We start from the raw sequence: 25,458 nt of genomic DNA, 5'->3' as shown, positions 1-25,458 counted from the left end.
CGCGCCGCCCTCCGTGTCCGGTCTATTGCTTGGCGCCGACAGGGTCGAAGGAGAACGCGAATTCTCCGGACTCGCCGACCAACGGAGTCTTCTTGGACTTCTTTTTCTTTCCGGCCACGTCCACGGTGACCACCCCGCCCCGGGTCAGGGAGCCGAAGAGCAGTTCGTCCGCGATGACGTCCTTGATCTCGGTCTGGATGACCCGGCCCATGGGACGCGCGCCCATGGCGGTGTCATGGCCGAGCACGGCCAGCCGCGCCCGGGCCGCGTCGGTCAGGGCTACCACCACGCGGCGGTCCTGCAACTGGTCGTTGAGCTCCTTGATGAACTTGTCCACGATCCGTTCCATGACCGGCTGCTCCAACGAGTGGAAGGTCACGGTGGCGTCGAGCCGGTTGCGGAACTCGGGGCTGAAGAGGTTCTCCAGGGCCTTCATGGCCTCGCCCTTGCGGTCGGAATTCTCGTCACGCTTGAAGCCGATGGCCCCCTTGGACATCTCGCGGGCGCCCGCGTTGGAGGTCATCAGCAGGATGACGTGCCTGAAGTCCGCCTTGCGCCCGTTGTTGTCGGTCAGGGTGGCGTAGTCCATGACCTGGAGCAGAATGTTGAAGACGTCGGGATGGGCCTTCTCGATCTCGTCGAACAGGACCACGCAGTGCGGCTTCTTGCGCACGCCCTCGGTCAGCAGCCCGCCCTGGTCGAAGCCCACGTAGCCCGGAGGCGCGCCGATGAGCCGGGCCACGGCGTGCTTCTCCATGTACTCGGACATGTCGAAGCGCAAAAACCCGATGCCCAGGACCTTGGCCAGCTGCCGGGCCAGTTCGGTCTTGCCCACGCCGGTGGGACCGGTCAGCAGGAAACTGCCCACGGGACGGCCCACCTGGCGCATGCCCGCGCGGGAGCGCTTGATGGACTTGGACAGGGCCGCCACGGCCTCGTCCTGGCCGAAGACCACGGACTTGAGATCGCTCTCCAGGCTCTTCAGCCGCTCGCGGTCGGACATGGTCAGCCTGCGGGCCGGGATGCGGGCCATGCGGGCCACGACCTTCTCCACGTCCGAAACCTTGATGCGGTCGCCCTTGCGCGGCCGGCCGGAGAGCTTGTACAGCGCCCCGACCTCGTCCATGACGTCGATGGCCTTGTCCGGCAGGTAGCGGTCGGTGATGTGCCGCTCGGACAGTTCGGCCGCCGCCTTGAGGGCGAAGTGGGTGTAGTTGACCCCGTGGAACTGCTCGTAGTGGGACTGCAAGCCCTTGAGGATGGCGATGGTCTCCTCCACGGTGGGCTCGTTGATCTCGATCTTCTGGAACCGGCGCGACAGGGCGCGGTCCTTTTCGAAATGGTTCTTGTACTCCTCGAAGGTGGTCGAGCCGATACAGCGGATCTCGCCGGACTGCAACAGGGGCTTGAGGATGTTGGAGGCGTCCATGGACCCGCCCGAAACCGACCCCGCGCCCACGATGGTGTGGATCTCGTCCACGAACAGGATGGCGTCGCGGTTCTGCTTGAGTTCGGCCAGGACCCCCTTGAGCCGCGCCTCGAAGTCGCCCCGGTACTTGGTGCCCGCCAGCAGCGAGCCCATGTCCAGGCTGTAGACCTCGGCGTTGATGAACTCCTTGGGCACCCTGCCCTCGACGATCATCAGGGCCAGGCCCTCGGCCATGGCGGTCTTGCCCACGCCCGGGTCGCCCACGAAGATGGGGTTGTTCTTGCGCCTCCGCGAGAGCACCTGGATGGTCCGCTCCAGTTCCGAGGTCCGGCCGATGAGCGGGTCGATGAGCCCGTGGGCCGCCCGGTCGGTCAGGTTGACCGTGAACTCCTTGAGCGGGCTCTTCTTCTCGCCGGGACGCCCTTCCAGGGAATCGGCCTTGGACGGCTGGTCGTCGCCCAGGTCGTTCCAGTCCTCGCTCATGGACATGCCATGCGAGATGAATTCCAGGATGTCGAGCCGGGAGACGTCGTGGGTACGCAGGAAGTAGACCGCGTAGGAATCCTCCTCGTCGAACATGGCCGCCAGGACGTCGCCCACCTCCACGGTATTCTTGCCCGAGGCCTTTTTCTGCCACACGGCGCGCTGCAACACACGGCGCACGCCCAGTGTCTGTATGACCTCGGATTCGGTTCCCTCGGGCAGGGCCTCCATGTTCTCCACGAAGAACCGCCCGAGCTGGTCCCTGAGCCGTTCCATCTCCGCGCCGCAGGCCTCGAGGATCTCCTCGCCCTGTTCGCCTATGGAGATGGCGTACAGCAGGTGTTCGAGCGTCAGGAACTCGTGGTTCCGACGCTTCACCTCATTGACCGCGGAGGTCAACGCACTTTCCAGTTCCTTGCTCAGCATCGTCATATTCTATTCACCTTCCATGCTGCACTTGAGCGGGAAACCCGCGCTTTTGGCCAGCCGGTGCACCAGATCCACCTTGGTTTCGGCCACTTCGGCGGTATACACGCCGCACACTCCGTACCCTTCGTTGTGCACGGAGAGCATGATCGCCGTGGCCTGCGCCTCTGTCCGGCGGAAGACGCGCACCAGGACCTCGACCACAAAATCCATGGTCGTGTAATCGTCGTTATGCAACAGGACCTTATACTTTTTCGGTTCCTTGACCTCGTGTCGGCCAAGGAGTTCCGAATCGAAACGGTCCCCGGTAAAAGGGTCGCTCATATCGGTTCGACTCCACCAATCCTTTGTATTTCCTAGCTCCCAATATAAATTCCTTTTACCCGGCTGTCGAGGGCCGACGGTCAAAGTTTATCAAGTTCGTCCAACAGGGCCGCCCTTTCGGCAGAGCCGAACACGAAATTCTCGTCCGGTTCCAAGCCCTTCTCCACACGGTATTCGATATTCAGGCCATGGTAGGTGGCCTTGGTGGTGCAGGCCGCGTTCAGGCCGAGCCACGCGGCGCAGGCCAGGACCTGCGCCTCATCCCCCTCGATTTCCACGAAATCCCCGAAGGGCAAGCGATCCAAGCAGACGGCGCAATCCATGTGCCGCCACTTCTCCCGGACCTTTTCGTAGCGGAAGGCGGGGGCGAACCCCAGGGTTTCGAGGGCCTCGGCCATGGCCGCGCCGTCGTCCACCCCGGTTTCGATCTCCTCGAAGATCTTGAGCGCCGACGGCGCCGGAGCCTCGGGCGGACGCTTGACAGTGAGCACGGCCCTGCCCTGCTTCTCGCGCAGGCGCAGGAGGATGCCGTCGCGCTTCAGGGAGCGGTCGGGCCGGTCGAAGACCGTGTTGGCCTCAAAGTAGCGGCCCGAAGTCGTCGCCCCGGCCCGGCGCAACCGGTCGGCCAGATCGGCCAGGTCGGCCTCCAGGTATTTCAATTCGCATTCCAGCGCCATTGGCTTTCTCTCCGTGTGTTGATATACCTTACCCAAGGATATCGAAATGCTGACCAAAATTCTCTACATCTCCCTGGGCGGGGCCGCGGGCGCGCTCGGCCGCTACTATCTGTCCGGCGTGGCCCAGCGCATAGCGGGCGGCTCCTTCCCGGCAGGCACCTTTTTCGTGAACATGGCCGGCTGCCTGCTCTTCGGTGCGGTATGGGGGTTCTTCGAGAACCGCCTGCTCCCCGGCAGCGGGGCCCGGCTCCTGATCCTGACCGGATTCATGGGCGCGTTCACCACCTTCTCCACCTACATGTTCGAGACCGCCACATTGGTCAAGTCCGGGCAGATGGCCATGGCCATGGCCAATGTCGTCGGGCAGTCCGTGATCGGGCTGGTCCTGGTCCTGGCGGGCATCGCCCTGGGCCGCCTGATCTAACCAACCAATAGGGGGAACGCCATGAAATTGCTTGAAAAGGCGGAGCGAATCAGAATCTACATCGGCGAGGACGACAAGTTCGACGGCCAGCCGCTGGCCGACGCCATCGTGCGCGCGGCGCGCGAGATGAACCTGGCCGGGGCCACGGTCTACCGGGGCCTCATGGGCTTCGGCGCCAACAGCCTGATCCACACCTCAAAAATCCTGCGCCTGTCCGAGGACCTGCCCGTGGTCGTGGAGGTCGTGGACCATCCGGACAAACTCGCCCCCCTGCTCGACAGGCTCGACGCCATGCTCAACGAGGGCATGGTCACCAGGGAGCCGGTGGACGTCATCGCCTACCGCCACAGCTAGGCCGTGCGGCCTCGGGAATTGCCACCTTGCATCCCACGAGCTCAAAAGACAACGGAAAGCGCCCCGGAGGATATCCTCCGGGGCGCTTTCGTTGGGCCTATCCCTTCCCGCGGACTCAGCCGCAGGCCCGAACCATTTCCGGCGCGATCTTTTCCAGGGACAACACCTTGTCCACGCCGCCCTGCTTGATGGCTTCCTGGGGCATGCCGAAGACCACGCAGCTCGCCTCGTCCTGGGCGATGGTGTACGCCCCGGCGTCCTTGAGCTCCTTCATGCCCTTGGCCCCGTCGTCTCCCATGCCGGTCATGATGGCGGCCACCACGTTGGCCCCGCCGTAGCGCGCCCCGGAGCGGAACAGCACATCCACCGAGGGCCGGTGCCGGGAAACCAGGGGGCCGTCCTTGACCTCCACGTAATACTTGTTCCCGGTGCGCTTGAGGAGCATGTGCTTGTCGCCCGGGGCAACCAGGGCCAGCCCGCGCATCAGGGCGTCGCCGTCCTTGGCTTCCTTGACGTTGATCCGGCAGATGCCGTTGAGCCGGTTGGCGAACGCCGCCGTGAAGTGCTCGGGCATGTGCTGGACAATGGCGATGGGCGGGCAGTTCTCGGGCTGGGCCTCGAGATAGACGCGCAACGCCTCGGTGCCGCCGGTGGACGCGCCCACCAGGCAAATCTTCTCGGTCGGGGACAAGGCTGTGGGCTTACCCATGGGGATGACCGCGTCCGCGCTGAGCTTGGGCTTGACCTGCATGGGCGGAGCCGCGGGCCGGATGGGCCGGGTCCCGGCCATGGCCGCGGCCTTGACCTTGTCGATGAGCCGGATCTTCGACTCTTCGAGAAACTTCTTGGTGCCCACCTTCGGCTTGGTGATGATCTCCACGGCACCGTATTCCAGGGCCTTGAGCGCCGTATTGGTGCCCTCCCCGGCCACGGAGGAGCAGATGACCACCGGGATGGGCCGTTGCTTCATGATCTTGCGCAGGAAGGTCAGCCCGTCCATGCGCGGCATTTCAATGTCCAGGGTGATGACATCCGGGACTTCCTTCTTGAGCCGCTCGGCGGCCACGTAAGGGTCCACGGCAGTACCCATGATCTCGATCTGGGGATCGGATGACAGGATGTCCTCGAGCGTCTGCCTCACAACGGCCGAATCGTCGACTATGAGAACTCGAATCTTGCGCATCTGTAACCTCTTGAAATGCTATCTGGATTCTGCAATGACCCGGCGCACCAGACTGGGAACGTCCAGAATGAGCGCAATGGAACCGTCGCCCTTGATGGTCGCTCCCGATATGCCTTCCACATCCTTGTAGACGCGGCCGAGGCTCTTGATGACGGTCTGGTGCTCGCCGATGACCGTGTCCACGACGATGCCGACGCGGCTGCCTTCCACGCCGGTAATGACGATCTGCTCTATGGGCGGGTTCTCGCCCTCGATGTTGAACCATTCGCGGATATGGATGTACGGGACGATCTCGCCGCGCAGATGCAGGATGCGCTGCTCGGACCCGGCCTCCTCCACCTCGCTGCGGGACAGCTCCACGCACTCCTCCACCAGGGACAGCGGGATGACGTAGTATTCGTTCTCCACCCGGACCTGCAACCCGTCGATGATGGCCAGGGTCAGGGGCAGGCGGATGGTGATGGTCGTGCCCACGTTCGGCTTGGAGTCGATGTCGATGGTCCCGCGCAGGGAGTCGATGGCCCTTTTTACCACGTCCATGCCCACGCCCCGGCCGGACACGCTGGTCACGACCTTGGCGGTGGAGAAGCCGGGCTCGAAGATGAGCTTGAGCAGCTCCTTCTCGGTCAGTTCGGCGTCCTTGGTGATCAGGCCGCGCTCGATGCCCTTTTCGCGGATCATCTCGCTGCTCATGCCCTTGCCGTCGTCGGTGATGCGGATGAGCACCTCGCCGCCCGAATGCTCGGCGGACAACATGATGTTGCCCTGCGGCGGCTTGCCCTTGGCCTGGCGCTCCTGAGGCTGCTCGATGCCGTGGTCGATGGAGTTGCGCAGCAGGTGGACCAGGGGATCGCCCAGCCGTTCGATGACCGTCTTGTCCAGTTCGGTCTCCGCGCCGCTGGTGGACAGGGTGATCTGCTTGCCCAGATCGGCCGAAAGATCACGCACAAGGCGGCGGAACTTGCTGAAGGAGGTGCCGATGGGCAACATGCGGATGCCCAGCGTGGAATCGCGCAGCTCGTCGCTGAGGCGCTCCAGTTCCTCGGCCAGCAGGGTCAGGGCCGAATCGTGCTTCTCGCTGACCACCTGGGTGATCTGCGCCTGGACAATGACCAGCTCGCCCACCAGATCCACCAGGTAGTCCAGCTTGTCGGCGGCCACGCGGATGCTGCTCAGAGCCTCTTCGCGCTTCTTGTGGACCACCTTTTCCCGCGCCTCGCCCTGGCGCTTGACGGCGTTGCTGACCTTGTCCGCCGGGACCTTGCCCGCTTCGGTCAGGATCTGGCCCAGCGGCTTGTTCACGCCGCCCTTCTGGGAGGTCAGGGCCTCGGCCACGTCCGTATAGGTGGCGTCCCCGCTCTCCACGAGCATCTCGCCGATCCTGGGAACGCGCACGGGCTCGTCGTCGTCCGCGAAACTGGATACCGGCGTGGCCGGTCCGCCCGCCCTCTCGGCTTGCGCGGGCTGGGACGGAGCCGGTACGGCGGGCTCCTCAGGCTTTTCCTCGGCCTGGACGGGTTCCGGCGCCGAAGGCGCGCCCTTCTCCTCGATCTTGACCTTGAGATCCGCATCCAGAAAGAAAAATACGTCCTGGACATTCTCCTTCACGGCCTCGGTCGCCAGGGACAGTTCCCAGCCCTGGCCGGTGTCGCGGTGCCCGGACTCGATCTTGAGGGTTCCGAGCCGTTCCAGTTCCTCGAAAAACGCTTCCACGGCGTCCGCGTCGATGGCGCCGCCCAGGGGCCGGAGGGTGATGACGTATTGATGGAGGCCCCCGCCGGGCGTCGGTTCGCCCCCGGGCTCCGGTTCGGACGCGGGTTCCGGTTCAAGCTCGAGCCCGGGCTCTTCGCCCGGCCCGGCAAGGACGTCATGGGTCCCGGCCGCCTCGTTGGTCCCTTCGACAAAGGCCCGCAGGCTGTCGAGAATGTCCTGCATGGTTTCCGGAGACACTGGTTCGTCGTCCTCGGCGTCGAGCATGGCCCGGATCTGATCCCGGGAACGCAAGGCCAGGCTGCACAAGACCGGGGAGGCCTGCACGTCGCCGTTGCGCACCATGTCGAAGACCGTTTCCACCTCATGGGTGAACGCGGCTATCTCCTCGAACCCGAACATGGAACCGGACCCCTTGATGGTATGCAGGGCCCGGAAGATCTGGTTGACCAGATCCATGTCGTCCGGAGCTTCCTCGAGTTCGAGCAAGGCTCCCTCAAGTTCTATGAGAAGGTCGTAGGCCTCCTCCTTGAATATCTGTCTGTTCAGGTCGTCTCCTGACATTCCGCCACTCTCCTCACGTCGGATTCAAACGATTCGACAGCATGAATGGATAAGGTTGGCCACTTGCGGCGTACTGACAGTATATCACCTTGAAAGGACGGAATAGACCATTATAATCTTTTCCAAAAACTCGGTAATCATTTGTGTCCGAGAAATTTGATCTCGGCGCGGGCCGACTGCTCGTCAAAGGGCTTCACGGCGATCGCCACCCGCTCGCCCTTGAAGTCCGCCGCGCCGAGCAGAATGCCCTCGAAATACTCGAACAATCCCCGGCTGGAGCGGTAGTTCATGAACAGGACGTCGCCCTTGTCCTCGTACGTGAACTTGGGCGGCTTGATGCCCGGCTGCGCCTTGGTCAGCTGGGCATGGACGTCGTTCATGCGCAGGTAGAACTCCTTGAGCGAATCCTTCTTGAAATAGCCGGGATAAAGCTCGTTGAAACGGATCACCGTGTACCGGCCCAGGCCGATGAAAAACTCACGGATCGTCTGCTTCGCCTTGCCGGCCGCGAACTCGGCCATCTGGCGAAGGGCCTGGTCCGGATAGCTGTCGCTGGGCAGAAATACCGGGTCGCCCATCTCGGCCTGCATGGCCGTGTAAATCTCGTCGCCGAAGGTCTTGCGCACGTACTCCTGGGCCAGCTTGGGCAGGACGCCTTTCATCTGCCCTTCGGACCGGCGCAGCTTGTCGACCGTCCCGACCTTGCCGCTGCCGAAATCGCGGGACACGCCGAGCAGTTCCCTGGCCAGCTCGGCCATTTCGCGGGTCGCCCCGGCGGCCTGCCCGGCGGCCTCGTCCGCGTCTTCGGCGATGGAGGCGATGTCCTCCACATTGCGCATGATGCCCTCGGCGGCCGAGGACTGCTCCTCGGCGGCGGTGGCGATCTGGGTCACCCGCTTCACCATGTCGCCGATGTTGTCCATGATCCGCTGCAGGGCATCACCCGCGCGGTTGGACAGGGCCGTGCTCTCGTCCACCTTGGCCGCGGTGGCCTGCATGGAGCTGGTGGCCTCCTTGGAGCGCGCCTGGATGGCGATAATGGCGTTCTCCACCTCCTTGGTGGCGTCCATGGTCTTCTCGGCCAGCTTGCGCACCTCGTCGGCCACCACCGCGAAACCGCGCCCCGCCTCTCCGGCCCGGGCGGCCTCGATGGCAGCGTTCAGGGCCAGCAGATTGGTCTGGTCCGCGATGTCGTTGATGACGTTGATGATCTGGCCGATGGCCCCGGCCTGGGAATCCAGCTCGCCGATCTCATGGCCCAGCTGGCGGGCCGATTCGGCCACCTGGTTGATGGCAGAGACCGCGTCGTTAACCATGGCCACGCCCTCCGAGGCCGAGGTGTTGGCCTCGCCCGCGGCCTCGCTGGTCACCGTGGCGTTGCGGGCGACCTCCAGCACCGTCCCGGTCATCTCCTCCATGGAGGCGGCCACCGAGGCGGTCTGGCGACGCTGCTTCTGCGCGCCCTGGGCCTGTTCGTCGGCCGAGGCCGAAAGCAGCTCCGTGGCCGAGGCCACGTGCTCGGCCAGGCCGCTGATACGCTCGCCCGCCAGCTTCATGCGCTCGCGCTGCTCGTCGATCTCCCGCTGGCGGGCCGCCTGGTCGGACAGGTCGAGAAAGGAGGCCGCCGCGCCGACGGGCGCGCCCGAGCCGTCGTAGACGATATTCACATAGAGCTCGGCCGGAACGGTGCGCCCGTCCCACAGCTTGAGGTCCAGGGTCTTGGCCACGGGCTCCAGGGTCCGCAGGGCCTTTTCGGTCTCCGAATCCTGGTCCCGGTCATACAGGGCCTGGCCCACGGTCTGGCCGACCACCTGTTGCTCGGACTTGCGCAGCAGCTTGAGCAGGGACTGGGTGACCAGGCGGATGCGCCCTTTGGCGTCACAGACAAGCGCCGGGCTGCCCAGCGCGCGCAGGGTCCGTTCGAAATACGCGGCCTCCTCCCGCCGGGCGTCCATGTCCCGGGCCAGGGCGCCCAGCGCGCCGCCGAGCAGATCCCCGTCCCCGCCGAGCGGTTCCCCGTCTCCGGCCAGCCGTTTGAGTGCCGCCTTCAGCCGGTTCTCGAGACGTTCCTCGCGGGCACCGACCGCAATACAGACGAGCAAGACACAACCGGCCGCCAGGCCGTAATACAGCCAACCTTCCCAGAGGGTTGCGACGGCGAACAGGGCGCACGCCGCCAATCCCGTCAAGACCATTCTTCCCATTGGACGTACCGGCATTCAACTGGCTCCCGTGCGATGCTGTGGATGGTGAATTGAAAAACACATACCGGGCCACCATTACCCCTCTTTGGGGATATTGGCAATTATAGGACGAAAAAGTCCGTCTCGTCCGGTTGCGGGAAAAGGAGAAAGGAGGACGGGCTATTCCTCGCGTTTGCGCAGGATGCGGACGGCCCGCCGCCTGCGGTAGCGGCGGATGGCGAACAGAGAGAGAAAATAGGTGGCGATGGTGGCCGGAATGCCGAAGGCCAGGCCGCCCGCGAACATGACCCCGAAGACCTGCCAGCCCGCATGGATCATGTCGACCATGCGGAGCTTGTCGGGATCGAAGGCCACGTTACGGAAGGGGGTGACCGCCTGGCCCACCTCATAGAGGAAATAGTAGAACGGGACCATGGTGGCCGCGTTGGAATAGCAGGTGGCCAGCCAGGCCGCCAGCTTGTTGACCCGCAGAACAAAGGCCAGGGCGATGACCACCACGGACTGGAACGGGATGATGGGCAGCGCGCCGATAAACATGCCCAACGCGCAGGCGGCGGCCAGGTTCTTGGGCGACGAGTTCTGGCGCATGATGCGCAGATACCAATACCGCATCCAGCGCTTGCCGCCCTTCCACCTGTCCCGGAAGGATCTGCCGGACGGCTTGTCCGGAGGCGTCCTACGACTTGTCCTCTCGGTCAAGACCTACTCCAGGACGTCAAAACGTGAAAATTTCATCAGAAATCCGGCCCGGCCCTGAGTGGCCGAGCGCAGGTCCGTGGAAAAGCCGAACAGTTTGCCCAGCGGGGCCAGCCCCTGGACGATCTTGAGCCCGGCCCGGTCGATCATGTTCTCGATCTTGGCCCCCTTGGAACCGAGCAGGCCGACCACATCGCCGACAAACTCCTCGGGCACGGAAATCTCCACCCACATGATCGGCTCCATCAGCTTGGGATCGGCCAGCGACAAAGCCTCCTTGAGGGCCATGGCCGAGGCCATGCGGTAGCCCACCGGGCTCGACTCGCCCTCCCGCCGCTCCAGGCCGAGCACCCGGACGCGGACGTTCTGCACCGGGTACCCACGGATCACGCCGCTCTGCAGGCCGTCGGTGATTCCGTCCTCCACCGCTTCCAGCCATGCGGCGGGCCAGGCCTCGGTATCCACCTCGAACGAGATGGTCCGCTCCCTGTCGCGCGGCAGCGGCTCCACAGAGAGCTCCACCGCGCCGAAATGCATGACCTCGCCCAACTCGCGGCTGAACACGCCCTTGCCCTTGCCCTTGGCGCCGATGGTCTCCTGGTAGACCACCTGGGGCTTGCCCGCGCGTGGTTCGAGTTTGTACTCACGCCCGAGCCGTTCCAGGACGACCTCCAGATGCAGCTCGCCCATGCCGGACAGAATAATCTGGCCCGTGTCCTCGTCGTGCGTCAGGTCCAGGGTCGGGTCTTCCAGGAGATACTTTTCCAGAACCTCGTCGAGCTTCTCGCCCTCTTCGGTGTTGCGCGGCTCAATGGCCAGGGAGATGACCGGCTTGTAGTCCGCGATCTGCTCGAGGATGACCGGCGAGGATCGGTCGCACAGGGTGTCGCCGGTACGGGCGAACTTCATGCCCGCCGCAGCCACCATGTCGCCCGCGAACGCCACGTCGATCTTCTCCTTGCGCCCGGCGTGCAGCCGGAAGAGCCGGGCCACGCGCTCGTCCTGGTCCTGGGTGACGTTGTACACGGTTCCGCCCGCCTCGATGCGGCCCGAATAGATGCGCATCATGGCCAGCTTGCGGCCGGAGTCCATGGCCACCTTGAAGACCAGGGCGGACAAGGGCTCCTTGGAGGAGACCTCGAAATGCTTCTTCTTGTGCGAGACCGGGTCCACGCCGGTGGCGGGCGGGACATCGAGCGGGCTGGGCAGGTAGCGGCAGACCGCGTCGAGCACCGGCTGCACGCCGATGTTCTTGAGCGCCGAGCCGACCAGCACGGGCACGATCCGGCGCGCCAGGGTGGCCTTGCGCAGGGCCGCGTGGATCCTGTCGACGGGCACGTCCTCGCCGGACAGGTACAGGTCGAGGATGGTCTCGTCCTCCTCGGCGGCGACCTCGATGAGCTTCTCGCGCCAGGGCGAAAGCATGGCGGCCTGCTCCTCGCTGACCGGGGTGCGGGTATAGGCCGCGCCGCTGACTCCCTGGTCGAACTCGAGCCGCTCCATGGTCGCGAGGTCGAACACGCCGGAAAATTCCTGGCCCTCGCCGTCCGGGTACTGGACGGCCACGGGGTTGGCCCGCAGCTTGCGGACCATGTCGTCGAGCACGCCCTCGAAGTCCGCGCCCAGCCGGTCCATCTTGTTGACGAAAGCCAGCTTGGGCACGTGGTAGGACTCGGACTGCCGCCAGACGGTCTCGGACTGCGGCTCCACGCCGCTGACCCCGCAGAACACGCCCACGGCCCCGTCGAGCACGCGCAGGGAGCGCTCCACCTCGATGGTGAAGTCCACGTGGCCCGGCGTGTCGATGATGTTGATCATGCACGGGTCCCACTGGCAGGAGGTCACGGCCGAGGTGATGGTGATGCCGCGCTCCTGTTCCTCGGGCATGTAATCCATGGTGGCCGTGCCCTCATGGACTTCGCCGATGCGATGAATCCTTCCGGAATAATAGAGAATTCGCTCGGTCAACGTGGTCTTTCCGGCATCGATGTGCGCGATGATGCCGATATTGCGGAGGTTGCCGAGAACCTTCGCCGAAGGGGCGTTGCTCTTGCTCACGATCAGTCTCCGATGGTCCAGGCGGTGCGGTGGTGAAGGAAAAACCCGGGATGCAGTTCCGGCCAGACCCAGCACCCTTCCTGGCCGGGCCCGAAAACGAGCCGGGCGCGGTCAAGGGCGTCGCCGATCCGGTCGGCGGGAACAAAAGCCACGTCGCGGACCGCGTCCAGGAAAGCCGGGAAATCCTTCCCGCCCCGGACGAATCCGCCGGGCAGGGGGATGTCGGCCCCGAACACGGTGAACGCGGTGTCGGGATGAATGAAGGCCAGGGCCTCGAGGTCGAAGGTATTCGGGTCGTCCAGGTACAGCGCGGCCGTGCGGTCAAAGGCCGGGGTGTGCACGGCCAGCCCGCTCCGCCCGGCGCACAGGCCGGGCCGTCCGGTCAGATCGGCCACCGCCCCGCTCGCCTTGGCTTGCGCCAAGTCGTCGAGCAGGCTGGAGAGGTCCTCCCCGGTCAGGTCGGCCACCAATTCCTGCCCGGCCAGTTCCATGGCCGTGAGCAGCGGACGCGCCCAATCTCCCACGGCGTTCATCCGGACGGCCAGGACGCACGGCACGCCGCAGGCCGCCGCAGGGACCAGCGCGGCCAGCAGCCGGGCCGGGGAAACAAAGTTTTCGTCGAACAGGACCAGGGCGAAATCCACGGGCGCGGACCGGCTCACCGATCCGAAGCCGCCGCGCCAACGCGTGGCGACCTCGCGGGCCGTGTCCTTGCGCGGCCCGTACCAGTCGTACAAGCGGGCGATGCAGGTCTTCATCAGGGCGCGTTCCCTATCCGAGGACTCCGCATAGGCCGCCGCGAACAGGGCGTCGTCCACCAGGGACTCGCCTAACAGGTCGGGCAGTGACAGTGCGGGGTCGGGCATGGGAACCGCCAACGGTTGAAGGGTTGGGCAGTGGCTAGAGCCACTGCTTGAGCCAGAGCTTCCAACTCCCCTGGATACGCTGGCGCTCGTCATCGGACAAGGTCTTCTGGTATTCGAAGTAGGAGTATTCGGCCCGCTTGATGGCGTAATCGCGCAGCTCCGTGATATCCGAGAAGTTCTCCACCACGTACTGGTAGCGGTGCCAGGCCGGGCCGTACTGTTCCGTGCGCCAGAAGAAGTCGGCAACGAATATCTCGTGCTCGGCCAGGATGCGGCGGCTCTTGGTGATCATCTCCTTGGCCGCCTCGGCGTACTCGGACTTGGGATAGGTCTCCACCAGCCGGTAAAGATACTCCAGCCCTTCCTTGACGTTCTCCTGCCGCCTGTCGATGGTCTTGAACATGGAAACATCGGTGCTGGCTATCTGGAAGAGCACGTAGGGAATGTTCTCGTTGCTGGGGTGCAGAGCCTCGAACTCCTTGTACGCCTCCAGGGCGTGCACGTAGTCCTCGTCCAGGTAGTAGGCGTCGCCCAGAGCCAGTTCGCCCTTGAGGGAGAACGGGCTGAACGGAAACCGATCCTTCAGTTTCGAGAAGTAATCCTGGGCATCCCCGTAGTTCTTCTCGTCCATGGCCGCCATGCCCGCCTCGTACAGCTCCTGGGCCGTATCCTCCGGCGGAGGCAGGAAATAGCTGTCGATCAGCATGCATCCCGTAAGGGACAACAGGACGAGCAAAAGGACGGGGGCCATTATTCGACGCATGGGGACTCCTAGTCCAATTTCTCAAGATAGGAAAAGGCGGCGGTGGCGGCGGTCGCCCCATCGCCCACGGCGGAAGCCACCTGGCGGCACTGCTTGGCCCGGATATCGCCGGCGGCGAAGATGCCGGGCACGTTGGTGCGCATCTCCACGTCGGTCACGATTCCGTTGGAAACCATCTCGATATCCTTGGGCACGAAGTCCATGATCGGTTCGAACCCGACGAAGACAAACACGCCGTCCAGTTCGAGGCGGGACCGTACGCCGTCGCCGACATCGCGCAGGGCCAGGGCCTCCACGTCGCTCCCGCCCACGATCTCCTCGACCACCTTGTTGCGGATGACCTCGATCTTTTCGTGGGTGAAGCATTTCTTCTGGTAGCAGATGTGGCCGCGAAAATCCTGGCGCCTATGGACGAGGTAGACCTTGTTCACCAGGCGGGCCAGATACAGGGCTTCCTCGAGAGCGGAATTGCCGCCGCCGATGACGGCCACCTCCCGGCCCCGGAAGAAGTTGCCGTCGCACAGGGCGCAATAGGACACGCCCCGTCCGAGCAGTCGTTCCTCGCCGGGCACGCCGAGCTTGCGATACCGCGATCCGGTGGCCAGAACCACGGTCTTGGCCTGGACTTCCTCGTCGCCCACCACGATGGTGTGCCAAGGAGCGCCGACCTTGATCTCTTTGACCTCGTCGTTGATCCGGTGCAGATCATAGTCCTCAAGATGGTTGGCGAACTTGTCCGCCAGCTCCCACCCCTGGAGCCCCTTGGGGAACCCGGGGTAGTTCTCGATCTCCGCGGTCATCAGAACCTGCCCGCCGGGGGACAGTTTCTCGACCATGGCGGTCTTCACTCCGGCCCGTAAAAGATAAAGGGCAGCCGTCATTCCTGCCGGGCCGCCCCCTATGACTACGGCGTCATAAGATTTCATCGATTACAGCGCCTTTTTCGTGATCATTTCCTTGATGCTGCTTTTGGAAACGGCACCGGTGGACTGGTCGACGACTTCGCCGCCCTTGAACAGGATCAGAGTGGGGATGGCGCGGATGCCGTACTTGCCGGGAGTGGCGGAATTCTCGTCAACGTTCATCTTGACGATCTTGACCTGGCCGTCGAATTCCTCGGCCAGTTCGTCGATGACGGGACCCATGGCACGACAGGGACCGCACCAGGGCGCCCAGAAATCGATGAGGACCGGGATGTCGCTCTGCAGAACGTCCTGCTCAAAACTACCGTCGGTGATCTGGTTCGCCATGAAGTTCTCCTTTTTTTACTCGGCCAACGGCCTTTGTATTCTCGTGGTCCGGCGACGCCGGAGCGGCGCCATGCCGCAATCGTTTTCGCAATTTATTTAAAATAGGTCCGCATGTACCCTACTGTCAAGGCGTGCCGGGAATTTTCACGACTCCCGGGCATCCGCTCGCACCCGTTCCCAGTCTAGTGGAACAATACGCCCCCGGGGTATAGCCTCAAGGTCCAGGCCGTGTCGGTAGCCCGCCTTGGCCAACAGCCATCCGGCATGGGCGACCATGGCCCCGTTGTCCGTGCACAGGGCCAGGCCAGGCAGGGTCAGCTCAATGCCGCCAGCCTCGGCCACCCCGCGCATGGCCTCGCGCACGCCCGTGTTGGCGGCCACGCCCCCGGCCACGATCAGGCTCCGGACCTCGCCCACCTGTTTCAGGGCGCGCTCCACCTTGATACGCAGGGTGTCGGCCACGCTCCAGTTGAAGGAGGCGCAGACCCGGGCCAGGGCGGCCCGCCGCTGCGCGGGCAGGTCGGCCACGGCCTGCGGGTCGGCCATGGTCCCGAAGACCAGTTCCGGGTGCTCGGCGACAAAGTTGGCCACGGCGGTCTTGAGCCCGCTGAAGCTGAAATCCAGGGTCGGGTTGTCGATGTACGGCCGGGGAAACAGCCCCGTATCCGGTTCGGCCTCCTGGGCGAGCTCGTCGATGTAACGTCCGCCCGGGTATGGGAAATTCAACATCTTCGCGGTCTTGTCAAAGGCCTCACCGGCCGCGTCGTCCAGGGTGCGGCCGAGCAGCGTAAACTCCGTGGGCGACTTGACCAGGTAGATGTGGGTGTGCCCGCCCGAGACGAGCAGCCCCAGGGCCGGGAACCGGAGCTCCCCTTCCAGCCCGGGCGCGAGCAGATGCGCCCAGAGGTGGTTGACCCCGATCAGCGGCGCGCCGCACGCCAGGCTCAGCCCCTTGGCGAAGCTCACGCCGACCAGCAGGCTGCCGAGCAGGCCCGGTCCGCGCGCCACAGCCACGCCGTCCAGGTCATCGGCGCTCACGCCGGTCTTGCGCATCAGCTCCTGGTAGAGCCGGGGCAGGACGCGCAGATGCTCCCTGGACGCGATCTCCGGGACCACGCCGCCGAACAGGGCGTGCGTGTCCACCTGGGTGGCCAGCTCCTGCCCCAGCAGGCGGCCGTCTCGGACCAGGGCCACGGCTGTCTCGTCGCAGGAGGTCTCGATACCGAGGATGAGCATCAGCGGTTCTTCTTTCTCCGGGACTCGGATTCGAAGATCTCCTGGACCACCTGGACGTCGTTGCGCGAGCCGCAGAAAAAGGGAATGCGCTGGTGCAGGTGGTCGGGCTCGATGTCCATGACCCGGTTGACGCCGTCCACGGCCATGCCGCCCGCCTGCTCGGCGAGGAAGGCCATGGGGTTGCATTCGCAGGTCAGCCGCAGCTTGCCCGTGGGCTTCTTGGGGTCGCGCAGATCGGCGGGATACATGAAGATGCCCCCGTAGAGCAGGTTGCGATGGAAATCCGCCACCAAGGAGCCGATGTACCGGCCCGAGTACGGCTTGCGCAGGGCGTTCTTGGGCGATTTGAAATAGGCCAGGGCCTTCTTGGTATGGCGGTCCCAGTACCGCTCGTACCCCTCGTTGACCGAGTAGATCTTGCCTTGCTCCGGGATACGGATGTTCGGGTGCGAGAGCAAAAACTCGCCCACGCTCGGGTCCAGGGTGAAGCCGTGCACGCCGTCGCCGCAGGTGAATACCAGCATGGTCGAGGAGCCGTAGAGCACGTAGCCCGCGGCCACCTGTTCGCTGCCCTTCTGGAGCACGTCGCTGGACATGAGCGCCGCGTTCGGGTCGCTCTTGCGCTTGAAGATGGAAAAGATGGTCCCGATGTTGACGTTGACGTCGATGTTGGAGGAGCCGTCCAGGGGATCGAAGATGATGATGTATTCGCCGCGCGGCAGGGATTCCGGGACCTCGATGATGTCCGCGTTCTCCTCGCTGGCCATGGCGCAGAGCACGCCTGACCGGGCCAGACGGTGGATGAGGATGCGGTTGGCGTACTCGTCAAGCTTCTTGACCTCCTCGCCCTGAACGTTGACGTCGCCCGTGAAGCCGAGAATGTCCACCAGTCCCGCCTTGTTCACGGCGCGGCCGATGATCTTGGCGGAGAGCACGAGTTCGTTGAAAAGTCGCGTGAACTGGCCTGTTGCGCCCGGCACCATCTTCTGATGCAGAAGAATATGCTCGGTAACGGTTACCTGTTGCGACATTTGCCTGCCCCCTCGTTTGTTTTGCGCCCCTAGAATGGCCACCAGCTTCCCTCTGCGTTGGGGTCCACGCTTTCCGTAGCGTAAATGTACTGATCCTTACCCACATAACGGGTCAACCAGGTGTAATACCGGTTGCCGGCCTTGACCTGCCCCTGGACCTCGCTCTTGAGGATGTCCTCCCAGTCCACGGCCAGCAGAGCTTCCTTGTCCACGTCCGCGCCCAGGGTCCAGACGTTGTGCCCGGGGTGGATGATGATCAGGGCCTTGGGGTCCGGACACAGGCGCATGAGCGATCGGGGATCGAACCCCACGCCGATCAGCCCGCTGAACTGGACGTCGTCGAAATAGGGCCGCCCGATGTACATTTCGGGGCCGAGGTCGGAGTAGTCCACCACGGTCAGCAGGCGGACCTGCCGCCAGACCCCTTCGAAGACCAACGGCTTGCTGATGCGCTTCACCGGGAGTTGGGGCTGCATGAAGATGATGGTCCCCTCCTCGTCCGTGACCAGGACCCGGTCGACCCACGGGAAGCGGGCCATGAGCAGGTCGAGCCAGTCTATGCCGGGCATGGTGTCCGTGTCGTCCACGAACCGGATCAAGGTGGTCAGGGGACCGTCCACCGGAGAGATGAGCTTGGCCAGTTTTTCCTGGTTGGGATTGGTGAACTGGTAGCTGTCCGTGTCGATGACCGGCGGCGGATTCACGAAATCGCGCGTGGTCTCCCAGGTCTCTTTCGTATATTCGGTGGTGGAGTCCCACACGCCGCAGCCGCCGAGCAACGTGGCGGCGGCCAGGATGATCAAAAATAGGTATCGCATATTCCCGCTTTCATGCATGGACGCGCCGCGAGGCTGGGCCGTCCCTTACAGGTTTGCTAGCCCTGGACCCGGGCTTCGAACCGCGCGGCCAGGGTCTCGAGCGTGCTGATCAGCCGATTCTTGGAGTGCACGCTGAAGGCGTCCGCATCGGCGTCCGGCCCGCTGCCGTCCCGGTTGCGCTCCAGATGCACGATCCGGTCCCGCAGCTCGGCGCGTCGTTCGTCGGACACGGTTGATTGCAACAAATCCCGGTAGATTTCAAGTGCGCCCTCCACGTCCCCCTGGGAGGCGAGCAGATCGGCCATGGTCTTGGTCCGGAACGAGCCGGTTCCGGGCCTGAAGTCCGGCCGTCCGCCGTCCTCGTCGAAATGCGGCCGCTCGCGCTCGGGCATTCTGAAGGGCGGCGGGCAGTCCACCGGGGGCGGCAGGGGCGCGCCCACCAGCCGGTCGGCCAGGGTGCCGATACCCTCGAAGACCACGTCGGTCCACTTGATGGTATCGCCGGAAAGGTTGGAGGCCACCAGCATCAGGAAGACGGCCAGATCGCGCTGCTCGGGCGGCAGGCTCCGTGCCCAGCCGCGCCAGAACGCGGGATAGTCGCGCAGGGGGTTGATGACCCGCTCCAGCTGCTCGTGAACCTCGGCCTCGCGGTCGAGCTCGGTCAGCAACTCCACCAGGAGCATGCGCGCCTCAAGGTAGTCGGGATGCCTGTCCAACCCCTGGCGCAGCGTCTTGACCGCGTCCTCGGGCTGCCCGTTCTCGACGAACAGCTTGGCCAGGGGGAAGAAAACCCGGGAGCCGGGTTCCAAGGAGAGAACTTCCTGATACCATTCAATTTTCTTGCACATCGGCGGTTTCTCCGCGAGGTTGGTCCTTCTCATCCGGGAATATGTATAGCAATTCGTCCTTCTTGACAAAATTCATCTTCTCTCGAATGACCTTCTCCTGGTACGCCTTGTCCGACTTGAGCTTGCGGATCTCCTGGCTCAGGTCCAGGCTCCTGGCGTCCACGGTCTCGATCTTCCGGCGCAGGACCTCGTAGCGGTTCTTCAGCTCCAGATAGGCGAACACCCCCTGGTCGCTCCAGATGAGCCTGGTCAACAGGAAAAGGTTGATGGCGACGAGCAGCGCCACGAATATCAATCTGCCTCGCATGGTTTATTGAAGCCTGCGCTCCGCTCCCGTCCGGGACTTGCGGCGCGCCAGCGGCCCCTGCAATTCCCTGAGAAAGTTCGACGTCGCCGTCTCTATGCGCTCCACGTCCGATTCGCTCAACTCGACCTCATCAATCTTTTCGAGGAACGACTTGAGGACCGCGAATTCGTCCAAAAGGGAGTGGCCGTTTTCCAACTGCTCCAGCTGTGACTCGAGATCGAGAATGGTCTGGAGGCAGTTGGTTATGCGGACAAGATGTTTGACCGAGCTGGAATCCGACATAGGTATCTCTCAGAAATGTTTGTCTCTCTTCGCTTATTAACCCTTTTTTCGAGATCTTGTACAGTTGTGCTGTACCCAAAACTAGCATGTAAGCATCCCCCTGTCATCCCTGAAATTTCCCAACGGAGACGAACGGTTGCCACACATGCGGCGGGTGCGGCCGGACGGGTCTCGATTTTTTCTAGACTCGCCCGGAACGTTTTGCCCCGTCGCCCAGACGGGAGCCACCGTCCGATCAGCCCTCTTTGGGGGTGCCGATCCACTTCTTGTAGAAGTTGTACAGGTAGTGGCCGCCCGAGACCACGGTCAGGACGAGCGCTATGTACAGCAGGACTATGCCCGTGGGGCGGGGGTCCCAGCCGAACAGCGGGTAGTGGAAGATCAGGAAACCCAGGGACAGGGACTGGGTCAGGGTCTTGAGCTTGCCCAGCCGGTCGGCTGCGACCACCTCGCCCATTTCGGCGGCGATGGCACGCATGCCGGTCACGGCCAGCTCGCGGCAGATGATGATGATCACCACCCAGGCGGGCACGCCCCACCCCGGCCCGAGCCTGACCAGCATGATCAGGGCCGAGCCGATGAGCAACTTGTCGGCCAGGGGGTCGAGGAACTTGCCCAGGTTGGTGATGGTGTTCTGCCCGCGGGCGATCTTGCCGTCGAAGTAGTCGGTCATGCAGGCCAGGAAATACAGGCCGAAGGCGAAATAGGAGCCGAGCCTGAACTGGAACCACATCTCGAAATAGAGCAGGAGCACGATAAAGGGTGCCGCCAGTATCCGGGCCATGGTCAGACAGTTGGGAAGATTGAAAACTTTCTTCTTGTCCATCGTTCCCGCCTTACGTGTTTGTGGTCGAGGCCGCCTCAAGACTGCTCTGGGCGGCCGCCGCGATGGTGCCCGCCAACTCGGTGAACGCGCGTTTCGCAAAGGAATCCTCTTCCAGCAAGACCACCGGGACGCCCAGGTCGCCCGCCACCACCGTGGCCGGATCCAGGGGAATGGCCCCGAGGAAGTCCAGGCCGTACTTTTCGGCCAGATCCTTGCCGCCGCCTTTCTTGAACAGGTCGATGGCCTGGTGGCAGTGCGGGCAGACCAGTCCGCTCATGTTCTCCACGACCCCGAGGATCGGGGCCTTGGCGTACTGCAGGAAGTTGATGGACTTGCGCACATCGGACAGGGACACTTCCTGGGGCGTGGTGACCACCACGGACAGGGCGTCCGGAATGGTCTTGAGCACGGTCATGGGCTCGTCGCCGGTGCCCGGAGGGGAATCGACCACCAGGAAGTCCAGCTCGCCCCACTGCACGTCGGAGATGAACTGGCGGATGGCCGAGGTCTTCATGGGGCCGCGCCAAAGCACGGCCTGATCCGGGTCCTTGAGCAGGGACTCCATGGAGACCACGTGGAGATTTTCGTTGTATTCCTTGGGGATTATCAAAGACCCGCGATCGATATCCAGGGTGCCCGAGATGCCCAACAGGGTCGGCACCGAGGGGCCGTGAATATCCACGTCGAGCAGGCCGACCTTGTAGCCCTCGGCCGCCAGGGCCGCGGCCACGTTGACCGAGACCGAGCTCTTGCCCACCCCGCCCTTGCCGCTCATGATGAACAGCTTGTACTTGATCTTCTCCAGGGTGGACTTGATCATCTCGTCCTGGATCTTCATCTTGGCGCTGGGCTTGCCGCCGCTGCCGCCTCCGCAGGAGCCCGAACTGCACTCACTCATATGATTCTCTCTTTATCTGTTTCTCCCGCAAGGGAGCACCATTCATTTAACACGGTTCGAAAGCCGCTCCAAAGCAATGACCACGAGTACCCCCAGGACAAACAGGCCCAAGGCCTGGGCCACTTCCCAGGTGAAGCCGTCGGGCAGGACGTTCTGCGTCCTCAACACATGCATCTTCCCACGAATGACCGCCGATTCCAAGACTTCTTTCCAGGGCCAGACCTTTCGCAGAGCCCCGATCATGAATCCGGTCAACACGCTGACCGTGGCCGCGTGCCAGCGGTTGAGCAGGAAATGCAGCACCCTGGAGAACAGGACGATGCCCACCACCGCCCCGGCGGCAAAGGTCGCGATGACCACGAAGTTATCCCACAGGAACGGATTCTTGAGGGTCCTGGTCACGTATTCGTACTTGCCCAGCATGAGCAGCAGGAACGCCCCGCTGATGCCCGGCAGGATCATGGCGCAGATGGCGATGGAGCCGCACAGGAAGATGAAGGAAGGGGTCTCGGGCGTGGACACCGGAATCATGCCCACCAGAAGATAGCTGCCCACGGTTCCGAGCAGGACAAAACTCATGTTCGCGACATTCAAGGGCCTGATCTCCCGCCCGACCACGAAGATGGAGGCCGCGATGAGTCCGAAGAACAGGGACCAGATCTCCACCGGGTGGTTGTTGAGCATGAAATTCATGAACCCGGCCATGGTCACGATGGCGGTCAGGATGCCGAAAAGCAGGCAGCCGAGAAAGCGGGCGTGCACCTCGGCCAGGGCCCCCTTCAGGTCCAGGCGCAGCAGCCTGCGCGCAAAGAGCGTGTCGAAGGAACGAATGGCGTCCACCAGTTGCGAATAGATGCCGGTGATGAACGCGATGGTCCCGCCGGACACGCCGGGGATGATGTCCGCTCCGCCCATGCACACGCCCTTGAGCCAGAGCATGGCGGCCTCGCGCAGGGTTCGCGGCCCGGGGCCGGCCATGAAGGCCGCCCTGAAAGTCATGCCGTTGCCGCCCATGCCGTCTCCCGCGCTACCAGCCATGGCTGCCCACCAGGTCCACGAAGGCCACGCCGCCCTTGTCCTCGCGTGTGACCCGGCCGTCCTTCTTCTCCACCAGGATCAGGCTCTGGTTGCGTCTGGACTCGCCCACCGGGATGAGCATGCGGCCCGGGTCGGCCAGCTGGTCCACCAGCGGCCCGGGGACCTCGGGACCGCCCGCCGTGACGATAATCCGGTCGAACGGAGCCTCTTCGGGCCACCCCATGGTTCCGTCGTCGAGCTTGAGCTTGACCGAGAACATGCGCATGTCCAGGAACCGCTTGCGCGCCGCGTGGAACAGCTTCTTGATCCGCTCCACGGTGTGGACTTCGGCCCCCATGTGGGCCAGGACCGCCGCCTGATAGCCGGATCCGGTGCCGATCTCCAGCACCTTCATGCCCGGCTCCACCTGGAGCAATTCGGACATCAGGGCCACGATGTAGGGCTGGGAGATGGTCTGCCCCTCGCCGATGGGCAGCGGCCCGTCGCTGTATGCCTTGTAGGCCAGGGCCTCCTCAACGAAAACATGTCGCGGCAGTTCGCGCATGGCCGCAAGCACGCGCTCGTCCGTCACGCCGCGCGCCTGAATCTGGTCGCGCACCATGCGCTCCCTGAGCCTTACCGGGTCAACCATCGTCACTCCTGGGGATACGGCGTTCCATGAACGAAAACACCTGCGGGATGCTGAACAGATTTTACACTCCAAGTCAACTCGGGGGGCGGGAAATCAGCGGAAAGGAGGCAGAAATCTTGACAGAATTCCCCGGTTGGCGGATTGTAATGGTAGACCTAGGAGGATTTATGCTGAAGGTGAAGGACCTCATGTCGTCGCCCGTCTTCTCCCTCAGGGAGAACGACTCGCTGCACAGTGCGCGGGAACTCATGGACCTGCAGCGCATCCGGCACATCCCCATCGTCACCGTGGACAACGTCTTCACCGGGCTCGTCACCCACCGGGACATCCTGGCCGCGACCATCTCCAAACTGGCCGACCTCGATCCCGAGACCCAGAAGGAGATCGACTCCGGCATCCCCATCCATGAGATCATGCGCGCGGACATCACGTCCGTCGCGCCGGAGACCTCCCTCAGGGACGCGGCCCGGCTCCTGCTGAACAACAAATATGGATGCCTGCCCGTGGTCGAAGGCGGCGGGCTGGTCGGCATCGTCACCGAGGCCGACTTCCTGCGCCTGACCATCAACCTGATGGACGGCCTGGAACAGGAACGCTGACCCGAACCGAAAACCGAAGCCGCATCCCCGGATGCGGCTTTTTTCGAAATTCCTCCCCCGCTTCGCGCCAACGGTCCCCGGGCGCGGACTTTTCCCCTTCTCCCCTTGTGTCCTCTCCTGGAGTATTATAGAAATAGTCTAGATTTAATCACACAGGAAGTATTATGAGCAAAGACACAAGCCTGACCAAAAAGAAAAGCGGCGGCAAGCTGCCCCTGGGCGGCCTTCTGGCCATCATCGTTCTCCTGGCTCTCTGCGCCGGGGCCTTCATGATTTTCCGCGACACCACGCCCCCGGTGGTGTCCATCGGTCCGGACACGGACCAGCTGGGCAAGGGCTCCACCCTGTCCGTCAAGGTGGACGATCCGGGTAGCGGCCTGAAGTCCCTGGAGATATACGCGGTCCAGGGTGACAAGCGCATCCCCCTGGCCGCCAAGACCTACCCCGGCGGCATCCTCCAGGTCCAGGAGGATATCCCCCTGGATTCCGGGACCATGCAGGAAGGCCAGTTCACCATCGAGGTCACGGCCCGGGACGCCTCCCTCTACCCCTTTGGCCAGGCGGGCACGAGCAAGGCCCGGAAGACCTATTCCCTGGACCTGACCCCGCCGCGCATCTACGTGGAATCCCCGGTCAACAACCTGAACCAGGGCGGGGCCGGGCTGATGATCTACGCCCTGAGCGAAGAGGCGGCCAAGACCGGCATCCAGGTGGGCGAGCGGTTCTTCCCGGCCTACCTGCAGCCCGGCAATGCGGGCAAGTTCCTCTACTACTGCCTGTTCGCCCACCCGTGGGATGTGCCGGTCAAGGACTTCCAGCCGTTCATCGTGGCCTCGGACGCGGCCGGGAACAGCGCCAAGCGGTCCTTCAACTACCACACCAATCCGCGCGCCTTCCGACAGGACAAGATCAACCTGTCCGACAGCTTCATGGAGCAGACCATCCCGGAATTTCAGGGGCTCATCCCCGCAAAGCAGGGCTCGCTGCTCGACCAGTACCTGTACATCAACAACACCATCCGCAAGGAGAACCGGGCCAGGCTGGTGGAATTCAGCCGCCAGACCAGCCCGACCATGCTCTGGTCCGGCACGTTCGTGCGTCTGCCCAACGCGGCCAACCGCGCCCGCTTCGCCGACGCCCGCGACTACATGTACCAGGGCAAGAAGGTGGACCACCAGACCCACCTCGGCCTGGACCTGGCCAGCATCCAGCACGCGCCGGTCCCGGCCGGCAACGACGGCCGGGTGGTCTTCGCGGACTTCCTGGGCATCTACGGCAACGTGGTCGTCCTGGACCACGGCCTGGGCCTGCAGTCCCTCTACGCCCACCTCTCGTCCATCGCCGTACAGACCGGCGATATGGTCCAAAAGGGCCAGATCATCGCCCACACCGGGGCCACGGGACTAGCGGGGGGTGATCACCTGCACTACGGCATCACCGTGGGCGGCGTGCCCACCCAGCCCATCGAATGGTGGGACGGGACCTGGATCAAGCACAACATCACATCGAAAATCCAATAACACAAAAAGCAAA

At 63.8% G+C, this 25,458-nt stretch carries 26 protein-coding genes; 4 read left to right on the top strand and 22 right to left on the bottom strand.

Going from position 1 to position 25,458, the window contains the following annotated elements:
• Window positions 1–22: 22 nt before the first annotated feature.
• From clpA to BerOc1_RS17505, 3 genes are all read right to left on the bottom strand, one after another.
• The gene (gene clpA, locus BerOc1_RS17515) at window positions 23–2,344 is read right to left on the bottom strand and encodes an ATP-dependent Clp protease ATP-binding subunit ClpA (RefSeq protein WP_071547215.1); all 2,322 of its coding nucleotides are present in this window, start codon (window positions 2,342–2,344) and stop codon (window positions 23–25) included.
• A 3-nt stretch (window positions 2,345–2,347) separates the two neighbouring features.
• Window positions 2,348–2,662 carry an ATP-dependent Clp protease adapter ClpS gene (gene clpS, locus BerOc1_RS17510; RefSeq protein ID WP_071547214.1) on the bottom strand — a complete coding sequence of 105 codons (315 nt, stop codon included), beginning with the start codon at window positions 2,660–2,662 and terminating at the stop codon, window positions 2,348–2,350.
• 80 nt (window positions 2,663–2,742) lie between these two features.
• Entirely contained in the window at window positions 2,743–3,339 is a 597-nt protein-coding gene (locus BerOc1_RS17505; RefSeq protein ID WP_071547213.1) for a class IV adenylate cyclase, read from the bottom strand.
• Window positions 3,340–3,388: 49 nt separating this feature from the next.
• Between BerOc1_RS17505 and crcB the strand changes: the two genes are divergently transcribed.
• Both crcB and BerOc1_RS17495 read left to right on the top strand, forming a co-directional pair.
• Window positions 3,389–3,763, top strand: coding sequence for a fluoride efflux transporter CrcB (gene crcB / locus BerOc1_RS17500; RefSeq protein WP_071547415.1), 375 nt, complete (start codon window positions 3,389–3,391; stop codon window positions 3,761–3,763).
• A 21-nt stretch (window positions 3,764–3,784) separates the two neighbouring features.
• Window positions 3,785–4,117, top strand: coding sequence for a DUF190 domain-containing protein (locus tag BerOc1_RS17495; RefSeq protein WP_071547212.1), 333 nt, complete (start codon window positions 3,785–3,787; stop codon window positions 4,115–4,117).
• Between the two features lie 115 nt (window positions 4,118–4,232).
• Here BerOc1_RS17495 and BerOc1_RS17490 read toward each other — a convergent pair whose 3' ends face one another.
• The 19 genes from BerOc1_RS17490 to BerOc1_RS17400 form a co-directional block, all read right to left on the bottom strand.
• On the bottom strand, window positions 4,233–5,300 hold the full coding sequence (locus BerOc1_RS17490; protein ID WP_071547211.1) for a protein-glutamate methylesterase/protein-glutamine glutaminase: 1,068 nt from the start codon (window positions 5,298–5,300) through the stop codon (window positions 4,233–4,235).
• A gap of 18 nt (window positions 5,301–5,318) precedes the next feature.
• Window positions 5,319–7,574 carry a chemotaxis protein CheA gene (locus BerOc1_RS17485; RefSeq protein ID WP_071547210.1) on the bottom strand — a complete coding sequence of 752 codons (2,256 nt, stop codon included), beginning with the start codon at window positions 7,572–7,574 and terminating at the stop codon, window positions 5,319–5,321.
• Window positions 7,575–7,711: 137 nt separating this feature from the next.
• Complete coding sequence (locus BerOc1_RS17480; RefSeq protein WP_242653097.1) at window positions 7,712–9,769, bottom strand: methyl-accepting chemotaxis protein; 2,058 nt, start codon at window positions 9,767–9,769, stop codon at window positions 7,712–7,714.
• Window positions 9,770–9,937: 168 nt separating this feature from the next.
• A complete protein-coding gene (locus tag BerOc1_RS17475) occupies window positions 9,938–10,390 on the bottom strand; it encodes a DUF2062 domain-containing protein (protein WP_071547208.1) in 453 nt (150 codons plus the stop codon).
• A 90-nt stretch (window positions 10,391–10,480) separates the two neighbouring features.
• Entirely contained in the window at window positions 10,481–12,532 is a 2,052-nt protein-coding gene (gene fusA / locus BerOc1_RS17470; protein ID WP_071547207.1) for an elongation factor G, read from the bottom strand.
• Window positions 12,533–12,534: 2 nt separating this feature from the next.
• Window positions 12,535–13,398 carry a hypothetical protein gene (locus BerOc1_RS17465; protein ID WP_071547206.1) on the bottom strand — a complete coding sequence of 288 codons (864 nt, stop codon included), beginning with the start codon at window positions 13,396–13,398 and terminating at the stop codon, window positions 12,535–12,537.
• 34 nt (window positions 13,399–13,432) lie between these two features.
• Window positions 13,433–14,161: an outer membrane protein assembly factor BamD gene (locus tag BerOc1_RS17460; protein WP_071547205.1), complete on the bottom strand. Its 729-nt coding sequence runs from the start codon at window positions 14,159–14,161 to the stop codon at window positions 13,433–13,435.
• An 8-nt stretch (window positions 14,162–14,169) separates the two neighbouring features.
• Entirely contained in the window at window positions 14,170–15,087 is a 918-nt protein-coding gene (gene trxB / locus BerOc1_RS17455; RefSeq protein WP_071547204.1) for a thioredoxin-disulfide reductase, read from the bottom strand.
• Between the two features lie 3 nt (window positions 15,088–15,090).
• Window positions 15,091–15,411 carry a thioredoxin gene (trxA, locus tag BerOc1_RS17450; protein ID WP_071547203.1) on the bottom strand — a complete coding sequence of 107 codons (321 nt, stop codon included), beginning with the start codon at window positions 15,409–15,411 and terminating at the stop codon, window positions 15,091–15,093.
• A 144-nt stretch (window positions 15,412–15,555) separates the two neighbouring features.
• On the bottom strand, window positions 15,556–16,647 hold the full coding sequence (tsaD, locus tag BerOc1_RS17445) for a tRNA (adenosine(37)-N6)-threonylcarbamoyltransferase complex transferase subunit TsaD (protein ID WP_071547202.1): 1,092 nt from the start codon (window positions 16,645–16,647) through the stop codon (window positions 15,556–15,558).
• Window positions 16,647–17,678: a class 1 fructose-bisphosphatase gene (gene fbp, locus BerOc1_RS17440; protein WP_071547201.1), complete on the bottom strand. Its 1,032-nt coding sequence runs from the start codon at window positions 17,676–17,678 to the stop codon at window positions 16,647–16,649. Before fbp ends, tsaD begins: the two co-directional genes overlap by 1 nt.
• A 29-nt stretch (window positions 17,679–17,707) precedes the next feature.
• Complete coding sequence (locus BerOc1_RS17435) at window positions 17,708–18,496, bottom strand: hypothetical protein (protein ID WP_071547200.1); 789 nt, start codon at window positions 18,494–18,496, stop codon at window positions 17,708–17,710.
• A gap of 56 nt (window positions 18,497–18,552) precedes the next feature.
• A complete protein-coding gene (locus BerOc1_RS17430; protein ID WP_071547199.1) occupies window positions 18,553–19,344 on the bottom strand; it encodes a tetratricopeptide repeat protein in 792 nt (263 codons plus the stop codon).
• On the bottom strand, window positions 19,328–19,651 hold the full coding sequence (locus BerOc1_RS17425; RefSeq protein ID WP_071547198.1) for an FtsB family cell division protein: 324 nt from the start codon (window positions 19,649–19,651) through the stop codon (window positions 19,328–19,330). Before BerOc1_RS17425 ends, BerOc1_RS17430 begins: the two co-directional genes overlap by 17 nt.
• 3 nt (window positions 19,652–19,654) lie before the next feature.
• Window positions 19,655–19,933 (bottom strand): hypothetical protein, encoded by a 279-nt coding sequence (locus BerOc1_RS17420; protein WP_071547197.1) that lies wholly within the window; start codon window positions 19,931–19,933, stop codon window positions 19,655–19,657.
• Between the two features lie 235 nt (window positions 19,934–20,168).
• The gene (gene pgsA / locus BerOc1_RS17415) at window positions 20,169–20,759 is read right to left on the bottom strand and encodes a CDP-diacylglycerol--glycerol-3-phosphate 3-phosphatidyltransferase (RefSeq protein WP_071547196.1); all 591 of its coding nucleotides are present in this window, start codon (window positions 20,757–20,759) and stop codon (window positions 20,169–20,171) included.
• 10 nt (window positions 20,760–20,769) lie between these two features.
• Entirely contained in the window at window positions 20,770–21,657 is an 888-nt protein-coding gene (locus BerOc1_RS17410; protein WP_071547195.1) for an Mrp/NBP35 family ATP-binding protein, read from the bottom strand.
• Window positions 21,658–21,699: 42 nt separating this feature from the next.
• On the bottom strand, window positions 21,700–22,695 hold the full coding sequence (locus BerOc1_RS17405; RefSeq protein ID WP_129586580.1) for a DUF368 domain-containing protein: 996 nt from the start codon (window positions 22,693–22,695) through the stop codon (window positions 21,700–21,702).
• Complete coding sequence (locus BerOc1_RS17400; protein ID WP_071547193.1) at window positions 22,685–23,326, bottom strand: protein-L-isoaspartate(D-aspartate) O-methyltransferase; 642 nt, start codon at window positions 23,324–23,326, stop codon at window positions 22,685–22,687. Before BerOc1_RS17400 ends, BerOc1_RS17405 begins: the two co-directional genes overlap by 11 nt.
• Window positions 23,327–23,493: 167 nt before the next feature.
• Between BerOc1_RS17400 and BerOc1_RS17395 the strand changes: the two genes are divergently transcribed.
• Together BerOc1_RS17395 and BerOc1_RS17390 are read left to right on the top strand one after the other, a co-directional pair.
• The gene (locus BerOc1_RS17395; RefSeq protein ID WP_071547192.1) at window positions 23,494–23,925 is read left to right on the top strand and encodes a CBS domain-containing protein; all 432 of its coding nucleotides are present in this window, start codon (window positions 23,494–23,496) and stop codon (window positions 23,923–23,925) included.
• Between the two features lie 164 nt (window positions 23,926–24,089).
• Window positions 24,090–25,445, top strand: coding sequence for a M23 family metallopeptidase (locus tag BerOc1_RS17390; protein ID WP_071547191.1), 1,356 nt, complete (start codon window positions 24,090–24,092; stop codon window positions 25,443–25,445).
• The last annotated feature ends 13 nt before the right edge of the window (window positions 25,446–25,458 follow it).

Source organism: Pseudodesulfovibrio hydrargyri (assembly GCF_001874525.1).
GTDB classification, from domain to species: Bacteria; Desulfobacterota; Desulfovibrionia; order Desulfovibrionales; family Desulfovibrionaceae; genus Pseudodesulfovibrio; species Pseudodesulfovibrio hydrargyri.
This window is presented reverse-complemented; position numbering and strand designations above follow the sequence as displayed.

Coding starts and splice junctions, on each gene's coding strand:
- BerOc1_RS17480 (WP_242653097.1), bottom strand. CDS start 9,769: ATGGTCTTGACGGGATTGGCGGCGTGCGCCCTGTTCGCCGTCGCAACC.
- BerOc1_RS17405 (WP_129586580.1), bottom strand. CDS start 22,695: ATGGCTGGTAGCGCGGGAGACGGCATGGGCGGCAACGGCATGACTTTC.
- BerOc1_RS17465 (WP_071547206.1), bottom strand. CDS start 13,398: ATGCCCGACCCCGCACTGTCACTGCCCGACCTGTTAGGCGAGTCCCTG.
- pgsA (WP_071547196.1), bottom strand. CDS start 20,759: ATGGACAAGAAGAAAGTTTTCAATCTTCCCAACTGTCTGACCATGGCC.
- BerOc1_RS17430 (WP_071547199.1), bottom strand. CDS start 19,344: ATGTGCAAGAAAATTGAATGGTATCAGGAAGTTCTCTCCTTGGAACCC.
- fbp (WP_071547201.1), bottom strand. CDS start 17,678: ATGTCGCAACAGGTAACCGTTACCGAGCATATTCTTCTGCATCAGAAG.
- BerOc1_RS17395 (WP_071547192.1), top strand. CDS start 23,494: ATGCTGAAGGTGAAGGACCTCATGTCGTCGCCCGTCTTCTCCCTCAGG.
- BerOc1_RS17425 (WP_071547198.1), bottom strand. CDS start 19,651: ATGCGAGGCAGATTGATATTCGTGGCGCTGCTCGTCGCCATCAACCTT.
- BerOc1_RS17505 (WP_071547213.1), bottom strand. CDS start 3,339: ATGGCGCTGGAATGCGAATTGAAATACCTGGAGGCCGACCTGGCCGAT.
- BerOc1_RS17435 (WP_071547200.1), bottom strand. CDS start 18,496: ATGCGATACCTATTTTTGATCATCCTGGCCGCCGCCACGTTGCTCGGC.
- BerOc1_RS17475 (WP_071547208.1), bottom strand. CDS start 10,390: ATGCGGTATTGGTATCTGCGCATCATGCGCCAGAACTCGTCGCCCAAG.
- BerOc1_RS17390 (WP_071547191.1), top strand. CDS start 24,090: ATGAGCAAAGACACAAGCCTGACCAAAAAGAAAAGCGGCGGCAAGCTG.
- BerOc1_RS17400 (WP_071547193.1), bottom strand. CDS start 23,326: ATGGTTGACCCGGTAAGGCTCAGGGAGCGCATGGTGCGCGACCAGATT.
- BerOc1_RS17460 (WP_071547205.1), bottom strand. CDS start 14,161: ATGCGTCGAATAATGGCCCCCGTCCTTTTGCTCGTCCTGTTGTCCCTT.
- BerOc1_RS17410 (WP_071547195.1), bottom strand. CDS start 21,657: ATGAGTGAGTGCAGTTCGGGCTCCTGCGGAGGCGGCAGCGGCGGCAAG.
- BerOc1_RS17490 (WP_071547211.1), bottom strand. CDS start 5,300: ATGCGCAAGATTCGAGTTCTCATAGTCGACGATTCGGCCGTTGTGAGG.
- trxA (WP_071547203.1), bottom strand. CDS start 15,411: ATGGCGAACCAGATCACCGACGGTAGTTTTGAGCAGGACGTTCTGCAG.
- clpA (WP_071547215.1), bottom strand. CDS start 2,344: ATGACGATGCTGAGCAAGGAACTGGAAAGTGCGTTGACCTCCGCGGTC.
- BerOc1_RS17420 (WP_071547197.1), bottom strand. CDS start 19,933: ATGTCGGATTCCAGCTCGGTCAAACATCTTGTCCGCATAACCAACTGC.
- BerOc1_RS17485 (WP_071547210.1), bottom strand. CDS start 7,574: ATGTCAGGAGACGACCTGAACAGACAGATATTCAAGGAGGAGGCCTAC.
- clpS (WP_071547214.1), bottom strand. CDS start 2,662: ATGAGCGACCCTTTTACCGGGGACCGTTTCGATTCGGAACTCCTTGGC.
- BerOc1_RS17495 (WP_071547212.1), top strand. CDS start 3,785: ATGAAATTGCTTGAAAAGGCGGAGCGAATCAGAATCTACATCGGCGAG.
- trxB (WP_071547204.1), bottom strand. CDS start 15,087: ATGAAATCTTATGACGCCGTAGTCATAGGGGGCGGCCCGGCAGGAATG.
- tsaD (WP_071547202.1), bottom strand. CDS start 16,647: ATGCTCATCCTCGGTATCGAGACCTCCTGCGACGAGACAGCCGTGGCC.